Source organism: Janthinobacterium sp. OK676 (assembly GCF_900103595.1).
Taxonomy (GTDB): Bacteria; Pseudomonadota; Gammaproteobacteria; order Burkholderiales; family Burkholderiaceae_D; genus Janthinobacterium.
The window spans coordinates 61,662-78,032 of record NZ_FNHA01000005.1; the positions used below are offsets into that span (position 1 = coordinate 61,662).

The 16,371-nt window shown below is 59.3% G+C and carries 13 protein-coding genes; 8 read left to right on the forward strand and 5 right to left on the reverse strand.

Annotated elements, in window-relative coordinates:
• Positions 1 to 9 precede the first annotated feature (9 nt).
• The gene (glmU, locus tag BLU39_RS11725; protein WP_092713155.1) at positions 10 to 1,386 is read right to left on the reverse strand and encodes a bifunctional UDP-N-acetylglucosamine diphosphorylase/glucosamine-1-phosphate N-acetyltransferase GlmU; all 1,377 of its coding nucleotides are present in this window, start codon (positions 1,384 to 1,386) and stop codon (positions 10 to 12) included.
• A gap of 27 nt (positions 1,387 to 1,413) precedes the next feature.
• Here glmU and BLU39_RS11730 point away from each other — a divergent pair, with 27 nt between their 5' ends.
• The 5 genes from BLU39_RS11730 (at position 1,414) to BLU39_RS11750 (ending at position 4,613) form a co-directional block, all read left to right on the forward strand.
• Entirely contained in the window at positions 1,414 to 2,310 is an 897-nt protein-coding gene (locus BLU39_RS11730; RefSeq protein ID WP_232731258.1) for a DUF6279 family lipoprotein, read from the forward strand.
• A gap of 69 nt (positions 2,311 to 2,379) precedes the next feature.
• Entirely contained in the window at positions 2,380 to 3,039 is a 660-nt protein-coding gene (rsmD, locus tag BLU39_RS11735; RefSeq protein ID WP_092713157.1) for a 16S rRNA (guanine(966)-N(2))-methyltransferase RsmD, read from the forward strand.
• 100 nt (positions 3,040 to 3,139) lie between these two features.
• Positions 3,140 to 3,637, forward strand: a complete 498-nt coding sequence (gene coaD, locus BLU39_RS11740; protein WP_034752633.1) for a pantetheine-phosphate adenylyltransferase — start codon at positions 3,140 to 3,142, stop codon at positions 3,635 to 3,637.
• A gap of 14 nt (positions 3,638 to 3,651) precedes the next feature.
• Entirely contained in the window at positions 3,652 to 3,915 is a 264-nt protein-coding gene (locus BLU39_RS11745; protein ID WP_070303217.1) for a YfhL family 4Fe-4S dicluster ferredoxin, read from the forward strand.
• A gap of 101 nt (positions 3,916 to 4,016) precedes the next feature.
• On the forward strand, positions 4,017 to 4,613 hold the full coding sequence (locus BLU39_RS11750; RefSeq protein ID WP_092713159.1) for a chalcone isomerase family protein: 597 nt from the start codon (positions 4,017 to 4,019) through the stop codon (positions 4,611 to 4,613).
• A gap of 61 nt (positions 4,614 to 4,674) precedes the next feature.
• On the opposite strand, the gene BLU39_RS11755 is transcribed toward BLU39_RS11750, so the two are convergent.
• Positions 4,675 to 4,980 carry a hypothetical protein gene (locus BLU39_RS11755; protein ID WP_034752641.1) on the reverse strand — a complete coding sequence of 102 codons (306 nt, stop codon included), beginning with the start codon at positions 4,978 to 4,980 and terminating at the stop codon, positions 4,675 to 4,677.
• A gap of 206 nt (positions 4,981 to 5,186) precedes the next feature.
• Here BLU39_RS11755 and BLU39_RS11760 point away from each other — a divergent pair, with 206 nt between their 5' ends.
• On the forward strand, positions 5,187 to 6,167 hold the full coding sequence (locus BLU39_RS11760) for a LysR family transcriptional regulator (protein ID WP_034752642.1): 981 nt from the start codon (positions 5,187 to 5,189) through the stop codon (positions 6,165 to 6,167).
• Between the two features lie 51 nt (positions 6,168 to 6,218).
• Here the strand turns inward: BLU39_RS11760 and BLU39_RS11765 are convergent, their stop codons facing one another.
• Both BLU39_RS11765 and BLU39_RS11770 read right to left on the reverse strand, forming a co-directional pair.
• Entirely contained in the window at positions 6,219 to 7,778 is a 1,560-nt protein-coding gene (locus BLU39_RS11765; protein WP_092713161.1) for a methyl-accepting chemotaxis protein, read from the reverse strand.
• 205 nt (positions 7,779 to 7,983) lie between these two features.
• Positions 7,984 to 8,439, reverse strand: coding sequence for an Lrp/AsnC ligand binding domain-containing protein (locus BLU39_RS11770; protein ID WP_010393827.1), 456 nt, complete (start codon positions 8,437 to 8,439; stop codon positions 7,984 to 7,986).
• A 207-nt stretch (positions 8,440 to 8,646) separates the two neighbouring features.
• On the opposite strand from BLU39_RS11770, the gene putA reads away from it, so the two are divergent.
• Positions 8,647 to 12,300, forward strand: coding sequence for a trifunctional transcriptional regulator/proline dehydrogenase/L-glutamate gamma-semialdehyde dehydrogenase (putA, locus tag BLU39_RS11775; RefSeq protein ID WP_092713163.1), 3,654 nt, complete (start codon positions 8,647 to 8,649; stop codon positions 12,298 to 12,300).
• Between the two features lie 74 nt (positions 12,301 to 12,374).
• Here the strand turns inward: putA and BLU39_RS11780 are convergent, their stop codons facing one another.
• On the reverse strand, positions 12,375 to 13,151 hold the full coding sequence (locus tag BLU39_RS11780; protein ID WP_092713165.1) for a 5'-methylthioadenosine/adenosylhomocysteine nucleosidase: 777 nt from the start codon (positions 13,149 to 13,151) through the stop codon (positions 12,375 to 12,377).
• 1,466 nt (positions 13,152 to 14,617) lie between these two features.
• Here BLU39_RS11780 and BLU39_RS11785 point away from each other — a divergent pair.
• A complete protein-coding gene (locus BLU39_RS11785; protein ID WP_092713167.1) occupies positions 14,618 to 16,243 on the forward strand; it encodes a GMC family oxidoreductase in 1,626 nt (541 codons plus the stop codon).
• Positions 16,244 to 16,371 lie beyond the last annotated feature (128 nt).

The window sequence follows — 16,371 nt, forward strand, 5'->3', positions numbered from 1 at the left end:
GCGGTGCGCTTACTTCTTGATTTTCACGGGACGCGTCCAGCCGTCAATCGTCACTTGCCGCGCGCGGGAGACGGTCAGCTTGCCCGCCGGCGCATCTTTCGACAAGGTCGTGCCGGCGCCCAAGGTGGCGCCCTTGCCGACGGTGACGGGCGCGATCAGCTGGCTGTCGCTGCCAATGAAAGCATCGTCCTCAATCACCGTGCGGAACTTGTTCACGCCATCGTAGTTGCAGGTAATCGTGCCGGCGCCGATGTTGACCTTGGAGCCGATGGTGGCATCGCCGATGTAGGCCAGGTGATTGGCCTTGCTGTGCGCGGCGATCTGGCTGTTTTTCACTTCGACGAAGTTACCGATGTGCACGTCTTCCGCCAAGACCGTGCCCGGGCGCAGGCGCGCATACGGGCCGATGATGGAGGCGGCGCCGACGATGGCGTCCTCGATATGGCAGAAGGGCTTGATGTGCGCGCCGGCCGCCACCGTGGCGTTGATGAAGACGTTGTTGGCGCCCACGCGCACGCCGTCGCCCAGTTCGACTCTGCCTTCGAACACGCAGCCGACGTCGATGGTGACATCGCGGCCGCAAATGAGTTCGCCGCGCACGTCGATGCGGGCCGGGTCAAACAGGGTCACGCCCCGCTCGAGCAGCGCTTGCGCGATATTGTTCTGGTGAATGCGTTCCAGCTGGGCCAGCTGCACCTTGCTGTTGACGCCCGCCACTTCCCACACGGCGCTTGGATGCGCCGAGGTGACGGCCACGCCATCGGTGACGGCCTGGGCGACGATATCGGTCAGATAGTATTCCCCTTGCGCATTGTCATTCGACAAGGCCGACAGCCACTGCTTCAGGGCCACAGTGGGCGCGACCATGATGCCGCTGTTGATTTCCTTGATGGCGCGCTCTGCTGGCGTGGCATCCTTTTCCTCGACGATGCGCACGATGGCGCCGTGCTCGCGCACGATGCGGCCCAGGCCGAAGGGATCGTCCTGTTCCACGGTCAGGATGGCCAGTTTATCGTTGCCGGCCGCCTGCACCAGCTGCTGCAGGGAAGCGGCGCTGGTCAGCGGCACGTCGCCATACAGGATCAGGGTCGGCACATTGTCGTCCAGCAAAGGCAGCGCTTGTTGCACGGCGTGGCCAGTGCCCAGCTGCCGCGCCTGCTCAGCGGCGTCGATCTGCACGGCATGGTTCACTTTATAGCCGTCGAGCAACTTCAGCACCGCTGCGCCCCCATGCCCGTAAATCACGCATAATCGGGACGGCGCCAGGCTACGCGCCGTGTCGATGACGTGCGACAACAGCGGCTTGCCCGCCAACGGGTGCAATACCTTGGGCAGTGCCGACTGCATGCGTTTGCCCATACCGGCAGCGAGAATGACAACGTTCATAGACTGTAGTTTTTATAAGTTAAGAATATGAAAAATTTTAACACGCAGGCCCCGTTCTCCAGTCGCTTTCGTTACGCCGTGCTGGCCATGCTTTTCATTATCGTGGCCGGCTGCAGCGGCTTGCGCCTGGCCTACAACAATGGCGATACCGTGCTGTACTGGTGGCTGAACGCGTATGTCGACCTGGACCGCGACCAGAAGGGCTGGGTGCGCGAAGATATCGACAAGCTGTTCGACTGGCACCGCAAGACGCAATTGAAGGATTACGTGGAAATCCTGCGCACGGGCCAGAAGCAGTTGCAAGGCAATATCACGCAGGCGGACCTGATGATGGATTACGCCGAGATCAAGCAGCGCACCCAGGCGCTGCTGCTGAAGGCGGCGCCCGAGCTGGCCGATCTGGCGCGCTCGCTCAAGCCCGAGCAGATCGCGCAGATGGAAAAGAAGTTCAAGTCGAACAATGATGATTACCGCAAGAAATACCTGAGCGGCGATCAGGAGAAGCGCCAGAAACTGCGCTACAAGAAAGCCATGGAACAATTCGAATTGTGGTTCGGCAGCTTCAGCAGCGAGCAGGAAGCCATCATCCGCAAGGCGTCGGACGCGCGTCCGCTGAACAATGAGATCTGGCTCGATGAGCGCATGCGGCGCCAGCAGAATGTGTTGAACCTGGTCAAGAAGGTCCACCAGGAAAAACTCGGCAAGGACGCCACCATAAGCTTGATCACGACCCTGATCAAGGACAGTTTCGAGCGCCTCGAACATTCGGAGCGCAAGGCTTTCTTCGATGCCTACGAAAGCAGCACGGCACAGATGGTCTTGACGGTGATCAAGATCGCCACGCCGGCGCAAAAGGCCCACGCCGTCAAGCGCATGCAGGGCTGGATCGACGATTTCAATTCCCTGGCCACGCAAGCCAAATAGCGGGGCAGCGCCAGCAGGGGGGAGGGGGCCATATGCTATAGTGGCCGCCACCGAATTGAAGAAATCCCCATGCAAAAGAAGATTAAAAAACCCGCCAAAGTCCCCGTCCACCACGCGCCGCCACCGAACCAGGTGCGCATCATCGGCGGCCAGTGGAAGCGCTCCGTGCTGCCTGTTTTGCAGGCACTGGGCTTGCGCCCGACACCGGACCGCGTGCGCGAAACCGTATTTAACTGGATCAATCACTTGCGCGACGGCGACTGGGCCAACGCCCAGGTGCTGGACCTGTTCGCCGGCAGCGGCGCACTGGGTTTTGAAGCGGCCAGCCGCGGCGCCGCGTCCGTCACCATGGTCGACACGCACACGCCCGTGATCCGCCAGCTGGAAGAGAACAAGACGAAATTGCGTGCTGATAACGTGCAACTGCTGCGCGGCGACGCCCTGCTGACGGCGCAAGGCCTGGCGGCGCGCGGCCAGCGTTTCGACCTGATCTTCCTCGATCCACCCTACCAGCAGGATTTCCTGGCGAAAGTGTTGCCGCTGTGCGCCAACCTGCTCAAGGAAGGCGGCATCGTGTACGCGGAATCAGGCTTGCCGCTGGTCTTCGATGACACGAGCGCACCGGAAAAGCCGGAATGGATGGCGCCGTGGGAAGTCATCCGCGCCGACAAGGCGGGCACCGTTTATTATCATTTGCTAACTTACAACAAAGTGCCGGCAACTGCCTGAATCTGCCTATAAATGAGGCAAAAACGCTCCCTGGCCCGAGGCGCAGCACCAATTTCAGGCATAATGCGCGTCTATATTGGTGCATCGTCAGGGAGCCGCAATGGTTGTAGCCGTTTATCCAGGAACATTCGATCCGCTCACGCGTGGTCATGAAGATTTGGTGCGCCGCGCATCGGGTCTGTTTGACAAGCTGATCGTCGGTGTGGCCGACAGCAAGAACAAGCAACCGTTTTTCTCGCTCGACGAACGCCTGGAAATCGCCAACGAAGTGCTTGGCCACTACCCGAACGTGCAAGTGGAAAGCTTTTCCGGCTTGCTCAAGGATTTCGTGCGCAAGCATGAAGCGCGGGTCATCGTGCGCGGCTTGCGCGCCGTCTCCGACTTCGAATACGAATTCCAGATGGCGGGCATGAACCGCTACCTGCTGCCCGATGTCGAAACCATGTTCCTGACGCCGTCCGACCAGTACCAGTTCATTTCGGGCACCATCGTGCGCGAAATCGCGGCGCTGGGCGGCGACGTCTCCAAGTTTGTCTTCCCCTCGGTGAACCGCTGGCTGCAAAACAAGATTGCCGCCAACGCTGCCTCATCGCAATAAGTAAGAGTGAAATCATGGCATTACTGATCACCGACGAATGCATCAATTGCGACATTTGCGAGCCCGAGTGCCCGAATGACGCGATCTACATGGGCGCGGAAATCTACGAAATCGATCCCAACAAGTGCACCGAATGCGTGGGTCACTTTGACGAGCCGCAATGCCAGCAAGTGTGCCCCGTCAGCTGCATCCCCTTCAATCCCGCCTGGCGCGAAAGCCCGGAGCAATTGATGGCCAAGTACGAACGCCTGCAGGCTGAACTGCCCGCCAAGCCTTAAGCTTTTCTCCCGCACCACTTCTGCGTGGCGCCAGCTTCTGCCAACTGTTCTACACTGTGTGCTGACTTATCCACAGCCCATGGTTTCCACGGAGGTAGAAGATGCAAATACGCACATCCCGTTTCGGCCGTTCCCTCGCAGGCGCCTGCCTGTGCGCCTGCCTGGCACAAGCAGCGCTGGCCGTCGAGGTGGGCGGCGTCAAGCTGGACGACACGGTGCAGCTGGCCAGCCGCGAGCTGAAACTCAACGGCGCCGGTGTACGCTACAAGGTCATCTTCAAGGTCTACACGATCGCGCTGTACCTGCCGGAAAAGAAAACCCAGCTGGCCGACATCCTGCCCCTGCCAGGACCGCGCCGCCTGGAAATCGTCATGCTGCGCGACATCACTTCCGACGAATTGGGACAAGCCTTCATGCAAGGCTTGAAGCGCAGCTCCGACCAGGCCGACCGCACGCGCCTGCTGAGCCAGACGATGCAGTTCGGCGCCATGTTCGAAATGGTGCCCGGCCTGAAAAAGGGCGACATTCTCACCGTGGACTGGCTGCCGGAAGAGGGCACGTTGTGCAAGCTGAACGGCAAGCAGGTGGGCGACATGGTGCCGGACCTGGCCTTTTACAATGCGCTGCTGAAAATCTGGATCGGCGCCCATCCGGCCGACACCCTGTTGCGCGCGCATTTGCTGGGTGACATGGCCTGAAGCACAACGCGGGCGTAAAAAAAGCCGGCGCATGCCGGCTTGTCTTTCTGCAACAGCGAGCTTATGCGCGTGTCGACAGGGCGCGCAATTCGGCGGCGTTGCTTGGCGACACGCCATCCATCTTGCCCAAGGTGCGTTTCAAGGCTTGCGCTTCACGCATCTGCTGGCGCGCCAAACGCTCTTCACGGCTCAGCTTGGGACGCACCACCAGCATCATGGCGCGCGCGATGCCCACCAGCAAAGGCTTGAACAGCAGGGCAAACGCGCCCACGGCGACGATCACCAGCACGAGTTGCAGGGCGTTCAGCAGGGAAATCTCCAGCACGGGTGCGGATACTGCGTACAGGGCGGAGGCGAAGGTAGACATAGTGTTCCAGTGCATTATAGAATTTGCCAGTACTATAGTGCAGTGCAACATATAAATCTAATTCCATTTCTTGATACCAATTATATGAATCGTGAATGGAAAACTGTAATATTTTTTAACGAGTGAAAATATTCGTGCCCGGCGCGGTTTACACTCCTAAGTAATCAATTTTAAGTAATCAATTCAACTTTTATCTTGGGCTTTCCATGAGTTTTCTGACGCTGGATCTGAACTTGCTGCGTGTTTTCGACGCCGTCATGACGGAACAAAACCTGACGCGCGCAGCCGGCCACCTGGCGATGACGCAGCCGGCGGTATCAAACGCCATCAAACGCCTGCGCGAGAGCCTCGGTGACGAATTGCTGATCCGCACGGCGTACGGCGTGAAACCCACGCCCCGCGCCGAAGCACTATGGCCATCCGTGCGCTCGGCCCTGGCCAGCCTGGAAGCGGCCGTCACGCCGGAAACCTTCGACGTGTCGAAAACGCACGCCACCTTCCGCATGGCGATGGCCGATGCGACGGCCGCCTTCTGGCTGCCCTCGCTGATGCGTTCGATCGAACGGGAAGCGCCCGGCGTCAACGTGCGCATGATGCCGCTGACCACGCGCGAACCGCGGCCCATGCTGCTGCGCGGCGACATCGACCTGGCCGTGGGCTTCTTTCCCGGCGTGGCGGCGCAATTGTCCAGCGAAACGGGTTCGCCCATCCGCCACGAGCGCCTGTATTCCGGCAAGTATGTGTGCGTGATGCGGCGCGGCCATCCGCTGGCCGACAAGGAATTGACCCTGGATAACTACTGCGCTGCGAACCATTTATTGGTGAGCTTTTCCGGCCGTGCGCATGGCTTGATCGACGAAGCGCTGTCGCAGATCCACCGTGAACGGCGCATCTTGCTGACGGTCAACCAGTTCTTCACGGCAGGCCGAGTGGTCGCCAATTCCGACCTGATCACGGTCTTGCCGCGCCATTTGATCGCCTCGACGGGCATGACGGAGTCCCTGCTGTACAAGGATTTGCCGCTGACCTTGCCGGCCGTCCACCTGGACATGCTGTGGCACGAGCGCGACGCCCGCAGCCCCGCCCACAAATGGCTGCGTAATCATCTGGAAAGCATGAACACGCCCACTTTACGGACGGCCACAGCGGCCGGCGGCGGCGTGGCGCCCAAGCCCCATATCGAATAAGCGTCGCCTGCAGAAGAAAAAACGCCTGATGATCTCTCATCAGGCGTTTTGCTATGCGTGACTGCTGGAGCGGTAACCGATGCGAAAGCCGCCCCAGTGCTTGCCCTCGACGTGGATGGGCACGGACAAATCGTGCATGACCTCGCCCGTGTCGCGTTTATACGTCTGCAACAGGAAGGCCTTGGTGTTGCTGCCGCAGCGCTTGCCCGTGCGGTCGCTGAAGATGCGCTTGGTGCGGTTATTGACCATATCGGTGGCGTAGTCGCCCGTCAGCGGCTGGGAAAACTTCTTGTTATGCGTTGGGAAATAGCCATTGTTGTCGACGGCGCCCGCATACGCCAAATGGGGCAGGGCGGCCAGCACGCCTTCCTGCAGGTCGGGCAGCACCTTGTCCGTAAACGCGTCGAACTTCGTGTTGTGCTTGGGCGGATTCGTGTTCGGAATGGGCCGGTAATGGCGGTCGAACAGGGCTTCGCGCGTGATGCGGCCCGACGCGATCGCTTGTTCGAACAGTTTGCCCACCTCGCGCGCGGCGCGCTGGGCCGCCTCGCGGATCTCGTCGTGCGGCGTCGCCACGCTCGATTCGCCGAGGGCGCCGGCGATCACTTCGGCCCGCTCGGCCAGGGCCATGGCCGACTGCGTGGCGCGCGGCAATTCGGCATTGGTCGACAGCATGCTGTCGCGGATTTGCAGGATGGCGTCGGCGATCACCTGGGTCGTATCGACGTGTTCGCGCGAGGCCTGGGCGATTTGCCCGATCTCGTCTTCCGATTCGCCCGACGATTGCTCGATATGGCTCAGTGAGGCATGTACGCTTTCCACATTGCGCGCCGCTTCCGTCACGCCGGCCGCCAGCGAACTCATGCCCCGCGCGGCCTTTTCCGACTGTTCATTGATTTCGCGCACCATCACGCTGATTTCATCAGAAGCCTCCTTGGTGCGCTGCGCCAATTGCCGCACTTCACCGGCCACGACGGCAAAACCGCGGCCGTGTTCGCCGGCACGGGCCGCTTCAATGGCGGCGTTCAGCGCCAGCAAGTTGGTACGCGCGGAAATATCGGAAATGGCTTCCGTAAAGCCCGTGATGCGTTTGGATTTTTCCTGCAGGCTCAGCATGGTGCTGGACGCGCCTTGCGCCTCCTCGCGGGCATGATTGATGCGGCGCAAGCCCTGGTCCACTTCGGCGCGCGCCGCCACGCTTTCCACGCGCACGCCGGCGGCCACCTTGGCGGCCCGCTCCGCATTGGCGGCGATCTTTTCCGTCATTGCGGCATTTTGTACGGAACTGTCGGCAATGTCGCTGGCCGTGCGCACGTCAAGTTCCACCTTCTGTTTGACGGAATCGACAAAATACGAGGTTTCCGCCGCGCCAATCATGATGGCATCGATGGCATTACCCACCGTGTCGGCGAACTGGTGCAAGCCCGGCTCGCCGCGCGGACGACCGGCAAACGCCAGCAGCGCGGCGCCGATGGCGGCGGCCACGCAGGCAATCAAATAAGGATGGTCGCCGCCCGACAGCAGCAACAGATAAGCCAGGCAACAGGCCACGGCCATCGCCAGGATCGTGAATACAAAGAAACGCACCAGCTGATGCTGCAACTGCTTCATTTGTCCCCCGCTGCGCGAACCCGTCACGTCCCGCTGAGGGGACGTGCTGTGGCCGTATGCGGATGGGCACGATTGCCCACCTTGCACCCTGAACACAACGTCTGCGCGTGTTTTCAGGCCGGCTACCGGATAGCAGAATTGAAGTTCTACCCTACAACATTTGTTCCGATAGCTCAATCAGAAAAACGGGGCCGCTACACCAGGGTCACTTAATTGGCAATTTGGTGGTGTTTTTGACCTCTTCCATGACAGCATAAGTGTGGGTTTCCCGCACACCTTTCTGCAGCAAGGTCTTGCCCAGGAATTCGCGGTAGGCGGCCATGTCCTTGACGCGCGCCTTGACCAGGTAATCGAAACCGCCGGCGACCATGTGACATTCCAGTACCTCTGGAATGATTTGTACGCTATGCTTGAAGGCGTCGAACACTTCCGGTGTCGTGCGATCGAGCACCACTTCGATGAACACCAGCAACGATACGTCGAGCAGCTGCGGGTTCAACTGGGCCGTATAGCCCATGATGTAACCGGATTCGTGCAACTTGCGCACGCGCTCCAGACAGGCCGCCGGCGACAGGTTCACGCGCGCGGCCAGCTCCACATTGCTGATGCGTCCATCGCTCTGCAATTCCATCAAGATTTTCTTACTGATCTTGTCCAGCATTACCATCACCCCCAAATTAATATTATTTGGTTAAATTGTCGCATCAAAAACTATCTATTGCTAGCCCCCTGTATTACCAGAATTAATCCATAAGAATCCCCTTTACAATCGAATCATCTTAACGTCCGACTTTCTGTATTTTTTTGCACCAAAAAAGAGCAAGAATTACGGCAGTTTTCGTCCCCATTTTCCTTGTAAAGAGCACTTATGCACCCTGCAGGCCCCTCGGCTTTTACCCCGATTCCTTTTGCTGCGTTCCAGGCAGAAATCCTGCCCGAAGCGACTCCACAACGCGCCGCCATCACCGCCGCCTATAGGCGCGACGAGGTTTCCGCGGTGCAGTGGCTGTTGCAACAAGTGCGCCCCAGCAGCACCGAAACGACGGCCGAAGGACAAGCGCTGGCGCACCGCCTGGTCTCGAACGTGCGCCAAAAACGCACACGCGCGTCCGGCGTCGATGCACTGATGCACGAGTTCTCACTATCGTCGGAAGAGGGTGTTGCATTAATGTGTCTGGCTGAAGCGCTGTTGCGTATACCCGACAGTCAGACGGCCGACCGTTTGATCGCCGACAAAATCAGCAAGGGCGACTGGAAGAAACACCTGGGCGAATCGCCATCGCTGTTCGTCAACGCGGCCACCTGGGGCTTGCTGATTACGGGCAAACTGGTCAGTACCAGCAGCGAGTCGGGCCTCGGTTCGGCCATGACCAAGCTCATCGCCAAAGGCGGCGAACCGCTGATACGCAAGGGCGTCGACCTGGCCATGCGCATGCTGGGCAACCAGTTTGTTACAGGTCAAACCATCGAAGAAGCATTGAAGAACAGCCGCGAGAATGAAACGCGCGGCTACCGTTACTCGTACGACATGCTGGGCGAGGCGGCCCTGACGCAGCAGGACGCGGCCAACTACTACGCCTCGTACGAAACGGCGATCCACGCCATCGGCAAGGCGTCGAACGGCCGCGGCATCCGCAACGGCCCCGGCATTTCCGTAAAACTGTCGGCCCTGCATGCGCGCTACAGCCGCGCCCAACGCGCCCGTGTCATGGAAGAATTGCTGCCGAAAGTCAAAGCGCTGCTGTTGCTGGCCAAACAGTACAACATCGGCTTCAACATCGATGCGGAAGAAACGGACCGCCTGGAACTGTCGCTCGACCTGATGGAAGCACTGGCCTTCGATGCGGACCTGGCAGGCTTCGACGGCATCGGCTACGTGGTGCAGGCGTATCAAAAACGCTGCCCGTTCGCCATCGATTTCCTGATCGATCTGGCGCACCGCAGCGGCCGCAAGTTCATGGTACGCCTGGTCAAGGGTGCGTATTGGGATGCGGAAATCAAACGCGCCCAAGTCGATGGCCAGGAAGGCTATCCCGTCTACACGCGCAAGGTTTACACAGACGTCTCTTACCTCGTATGCGCGCAAAAACTGCTGGCCGCCAGCAGCCTGATCTATCCACAATTTGCCACGCACAACGCGCAAACCCTGTCGACCATTTATACCTGGGCGCAACGCGACGGCATCACCGACTACGAATTCCAGTGCCTGCACGGCATGGGCGAGACCCTGTACGACCAGGTCGTCGGCCCCGAGAATCTCGACAAGCCATGCCGCATCTACGCCCCCGTCGGCTCGCATGAAACCCTGCTGGCCTACCTGGTGCGCCGCCTGCTGGAAAACGGCGCCAATTCGTCGTTCGTCAACCAGATCGTCGACGAAAGCGTGGCCATCGATAGCCTGATCCGCGATCCGCTCGAGCAGGCGCGCCTGCAGGGCGGCTTGCCGCACCCGTCGATTCCGCTGCCGCTGGACATGTTTGGCAGCGAACGCAAGAACTCGGCCGGCCTGGACCTGTCGAATGAAGACACCTTGCGCACCTTGGCCACGGGCCTGGCGCAGCAGCAGACCTGGCAGGCGGCGCCGCTGATCGATGGCGCCGTCAGCCTGAATACGCCCATGCAAATCATCCACAATCCGGCCCAGCACGACGATGTCGTGGGCAAGGTCATGGAAGCGGGCCCGGCCGACGTGGAAACGGCGCTGGCCAGCGCCAGCGCATATGCCATGGATTGGCAAACCACGGAACCGTCAGTCCGCGCGCAAGCCTTGCAGCGCGCCGCCGACCTGTTCGAGGAACACCACATCGAGCTGATGGCCCTGGCCGTGCGCGAAGCGGGCAAGTCCCTGCCGAACGCGATCGCGGAAATCCGCGAAGCCGTCGACTTCCTGCGCTACTACGCGGCGCAGGTGGAACACGCGCCAAATACCCTGGCGCTCGGTCCCGTCACCTGCATCAGCCCGTGGAACTTCCCGCTGGCCATCTTTACGGGCCAGCTGGCCGCCGCCCTGGCAGCAGGCAACGTGGTACTGGCCAAGCCTGCCGAGCAGACGCCGCTGATCGCCCACCGCGCCGTGCAATTGCTGCACATGGCGGGCGTGCCGCGCGGCGCGCTGCAATTCTTGCCCGGCAGCGGAGAAGTCGTTGGCGCCGGCCTGTGCAATGACGCGCGCGTCAGAGGCGTGATTTTCACGGGCTCGACGGAAGTGGCGCAATTGATCAACCGCAACTTGGCCGCGCGCGCCGTGGCTGAGGGCATCGATATTCCCCTGATCGCCGAAACGGGTGGCCAGAATGCCCTGATCGTCGATTCGTCCGCCTTGCCGGAGCAAGTGGTGCAGGACGTGATGTCGTCCGCTTTCGACAGCGCCGGCCAGCGCTGCTCTGCCTTGCGCGTGCTGTTCCTGCAAGCGGAAATCGCCGACAAGACCATCCACATGCTCAAGGGCGCCATGCAGGAATTGCGCGTGGGTAATCCTGACCGCCTGGCCACCGATATCGGTCCCGTCATCGATGCGGAAGCGCAAGGTAACTTGCTAGCCCACATCAACAAGATGAAGACCGTGGCCCTCGACCATTATTCGCTCGATTTGCCGACCGTCAAAGGCACGTTTGTCGCCCCGACCGTGCTGGAAATCAAGTCGCTGGAACAATTGACGCAGGAAGTCTTCGGCCCCGTGCTGCACGTGATCCGCTACAAGCGCTCCGAACTGCCGCAACTGGTGCAATCGATCAACGACAGCGGTTACGGTCTGACTCTGGGCATCCATACGCGCATCGATGAAACCATAGCTTTCATCACCAAGCGCGCGCATGTGGGCAATATTTATGTGAACCGCAACATCGTTGGCGCCGTCGTCGGCGTGCAGCCGTTCGGCGGCGAAGGCAAATCCGGAACCGGCCCCAAGGCGGGCGGCCCCCTGTACCTGAAGCGCCTGCAGCGCAATGCGCCGGCCGGCGCGCAGCACCAGCGCCAGGCGCCGCCAGCGCTCGACGCGCTGACCGTGTGGGCAAAGATGCATGGCCACGACAAGGTCGAGCAACTGGCGCAGGAATACGCGCGCACGACCTTGCTGGGCAGCACCACCGTCTTGCCAGGCCCGACCGGCGAACGCAATACCCTGAGCTTTGCCTCGCGCGGCACGATTTTGTGCGCAGCGGCGACCTCTGGAACGCTGATGAACCAGCTGGCGGCCGTCCTGGCCACCGGTAACCAGGCCCTCGTGCTGGCGCAAGCACCGGAGCTGATCCCGGGCGACTTGCCGGCCGCGCTGAAGGACCGCATCCAGATCGTCAGCAGCCTGGAGTCGGTCAAGCATGATTTCCAGATCGCCATGATCGAACCTGGCCTCGATGCGCAGCTCAAACCGCTGCTGGCGGCACGGGACGGGGCCCTGGTGGCCACGATTGCGACCACGCAGGACGAGGCCATCCCCCTGTGGCGTCTGGTTGCTGAGCGGGCGCTGTGCGTGAATACGACGGCGGCAGGCGGTAACGCGAGTTTAATGATGCTCAGTGTCTAACATTTAAGCAGGCAGTCAACGTAAAAGGGCAGAACCAGTGGTTCTGCCCTTTTTTATACACACTGGCTGAAAAATCAGCCAGCCAGGCGCTGGCACAATTGCTGGATCACCGTCAACGCGTACGGCGAGGCGACGGTTTGCACGAAGCGCATGAAGTCGACGGCCGCCTCTTCGTTGGCATTGTCGGAAATGGTGCGCATGACCGTAAACGGCACGCCCAGTTCAAAACATACTTGCGCCACGGCGGCGCCTTCCATTTCGACGGCCAGCAGGTCGGGGATATCAACTTTCAGCTGGTGCAGATGCACGGCGCTGCTGATGAACTGGTCGCCGCTGGCGATCAGGCCGCGGTGCACTCGCGCATGCTGTAAGCCAAATGCCGCGATATCTGCCGCCTTGAGCACGCTGGACACATCGTCACGCAGGAAATCTTCCGCGGCGGCAGCCAGCTGCGTGCTCAGTTCCAGGTCCGTGGCAAAACGCTGCAGTCCCGTCAATGGCACTTCGAAGCGGGGAAACAGAGGGCGCGCGTCCATATCGTGCTGCAACAGCGCTTCGGCCACGACGATATCGCCCACTTTCACGCGCTTATCCCCACTGCCGGCTACGCCGGTGAAGACGATGTGGGTAACTCCGTACTTTTCCACAAGGATAGAAGCTGTCATGGCAGCGGCAACCTTGCCCAGACGCGACAGGACGCACACAGCGTCGATATTCCACAGGGTTCCCAGGGTGTAGTCGCGCATGCCGTGCGAACGCCTCTGGGGGCCTTGCATGGCTTCTACCAGCCCCTGCTGTTCTTCGTGCAAGGCACTGATGATGCCTAAACGCATTTTTTTGTGTGAATTCATGCTGTTTTTACAGGTTTTTTGAATTGCAAAACGGTTTACACGGTGAAAACAGCCGTTTCGACGACTTTTCCACCGTTCGCGTTTGTCTCTGTGTTTTAAATAAAGATGTATACATAAAAATAGTAGTGATAGTAAACGGCCATTTTTTTGTGGATAAGTCGGTATACCATCGAAAAATCATCGACTTAGCCCACAAAAAAGTAGGCGCACAAGCATTGTATCTACGGAGGACTTGTTTGGGATAAAAATTGGGCTGTGGACAAAGATCGACTTTTCCCACATCTCATCCTGTGGATATACAGGAACTTATCCACACCGCGAAGCAAAAATCATGGCTTTTCTTGCTGTAGTGGCATGTTTGACGTGTTTCGTCAGCATGGGATCTTGTCTGGCAATGAACGTTGAGCGACCACGAGCGCTGTTTTTTCACGGAGGCTGGCATCGAGGTGATTCCTGGAAGACGGTTTGGCAGTCGGTCGTGATGTTGCCGTCGGCTTTTTTTTTGATGGTTTGGCGTGCCTTTTGGAAATATCCCCGGACTTCCGCTTTTTTTGTCGGTTTACAATAGATCTATATATAAAAATAGTAGTAATAGTAAACGCGTTTTTTTCTGTGGATAAGTCGCTTTTTTTCAACAGGATCAACCGTTTACACGTAAAATAAAGGGTGCATAATCGCTGTATCACGCGAGGAGCAAAATTGTATAAAATGCGGACCTGTGCAAAAGTTCGTGTTTACGCACAAGTCATCCTGTGGATATCAAGTGACTTATCCACAATCGTTTCAAATTCCCCTTTTTTCGACATCGAACCACCTGCCGGCACTGTGCCTGCTCAGGTCTGTTGACGTTTCCATTTTGCAAAACGGTTTGGCAGTGCTGTGTGCGTGATGCCGGCCGTGCCGGTTTTCGTCGCGTAGTTGTTGGCGCGATTTTTTTTTTGTCGGCAAAAGCAGCTTCCCGGCTTTTTTTGAAGACAGGCTTGCGAACGTTCTTCAAGGCGTATGGCAGGCATAGCGCGCGTTGTCGGGTTTACCTTAACAAGTTCGTATACAAGAATAGTAATAGTAGTTAACGGACACATCTTCTGTGGATAAGTGCCGATTTATCCTTGTAAACAATCGCTTGGCGTACGGATAAGCGCTGAGTAAGCGTTGTATCTGCCTGGGATGGTTTCTGGACAAAAAAAAGCCGCCGAAAAAAATTTTCGTTTACGCACATATCGTACCTGTGGATATCCATATGGTTATCCACAGTCCGCAAGCCCCTGGCTTGATGCTTTTTTTACCTTGCCGTGACGCTTGTTCGTATCCCAGGCAACGATTAATGTCGCCCTGGCACGGCACTGGTGGTAATCTCAAGGCGGCTCAGCAGCCATGCATGCATGAAAAAAGACAGACTCTGGTAGCGGAGCGCGGTGGGGAGACACGCCGCGCGACAGCTTGATGGCATACCGAAAGGAGCTTCATTGGAATCGGCAGGCGAATACGACTACATCATCGTGGGCGGCGGCACGGCAGGTTGCGTGCTGGCCAACCGGCTCACACGCGACAAGGATGCCAACGTTTTGCTCGTGGAAGCGGGCGGCAAGGACGACTACGTGTGGATCCACATCCCCGTCGGCTACTTGCATTGCATCGGCAACCCCCGCACGGACTGGCTGTATTCCACGCAGGCGGACGCGGGACTGGGCGGGCGCAGCCTGATCTATCCGCGCGGCAAAGTGCTCGGCGGCAGCTCTTCCATCAACGGCATGATCTATATGCGGGGCCAGGCCGGCGATTACGACCACTGGGCCGACTTGACGGACGACGCTTCCTGGCGCTGGGACAAGGTCTTGCCGCTGTTTAAGCAAAGCGAGGATTATTACGGCGGCGCGTCGGAAAACCATGGCGTGGGCGGCGAGTGGCGCGTGGAAAAACAGCGGCTGTCGTGGGATATCCTGAACGCGTTTCGCGATGCGGCGCAGCAAGTCGGCATCCCGAAAACCAGCGATTTCAACGGTGGCGACAATAGCGGCAGCGCGTATTTCGACGTCAACCAGCGCCGCGGCATCCGCTGGAATACCTCGAAGGCGTTCTTGAAACCGGCGTCGCGCCGCCCGAACCTGACCATCATGACGGGCTGCCACGTGGAACGTCTGTTGATTGAGACTTCGGAGTCGGGGCCCCGTTGCACGGGCATCGTGTTTACGGGCGGCGGCACGCAGTGGCAGGCGACGGCGCGGCGGGAAACCTTGCTGACGGCGGGCGCCATCGGTTCGCCCCAATTGCTGCAATTGTCCGGCATCGGCCCGGCCGCCTTGCTGCAGCAGCATGGCATCGTGCCCGTGTTGGACTCCGCTGGCGTGGGCGGCAATTTGCAGGATCATTTGCAGCTGCGCATGGTCTTTAAAGTGCAGGGCGTGAAAACCTTGAACATCATGGCGGGCAATATGCTGGGCAAGATGCAGATCGGCTTGCAATATGCGCTGTTCCAGAGCGGACCCATGTCGATGGCGCCGTCGCAGCTGGGGGCGTTCGCCAAGTCCGATCCACTGCAAGCCACGCCGAACCTGCAATACCACGTGCAACCCTTGTCCTTGGACAAATTCGGCGAACCCTTGCATGCGTTTCCCGCGTTTACGGCCAGCGTGTGCAATCTGCGTCCCACCTCGCGCGGCCATGTGCACATCGCATCGGCCGACAGCTATGCGGCGCCGCACATCGTGCCCAATTACCTGAGTACGGAGCAGGACCGCAGCGTGGCGGCCGACGCCTTGCGCCTGACGCGGGCCATTGCCGCCGCGCCGGCCCTGAAAAAATTCGCGCCGCAGGAATACAAACCCGGCGTGCAATTCCAGAGCCAGGAAGAACTGGCGCAGGCGGCCAGCCAGATCGGCACCACCATTTTTCATCCCGTGGGCACTTGCCGCATGGGCCTGGCCAGCGATGTCTCCAGCGTGGTCGACAGCACCTTGCGCGTGATCGGCGTGGCAGGCTTGCGCGTCGTTGACGCGTCGATCATGCCGTACATTACTTCTGGTAACACGAACTCGCCCACCGTGATGATCGCGGAAAAAGCGGCGCAAATGATACACGCGGCCTGGAAATAGCGGGGCAAGCATGGGAGTTTGCGCCATTCGGGCTGGCGAAAAATCCCCGTAGTTATACTGTATTGTGCGTTAAATTTAAGTTGTGTATTATAAAAATGACTAAGTAGTACAAAAAGTACAACTAGGAG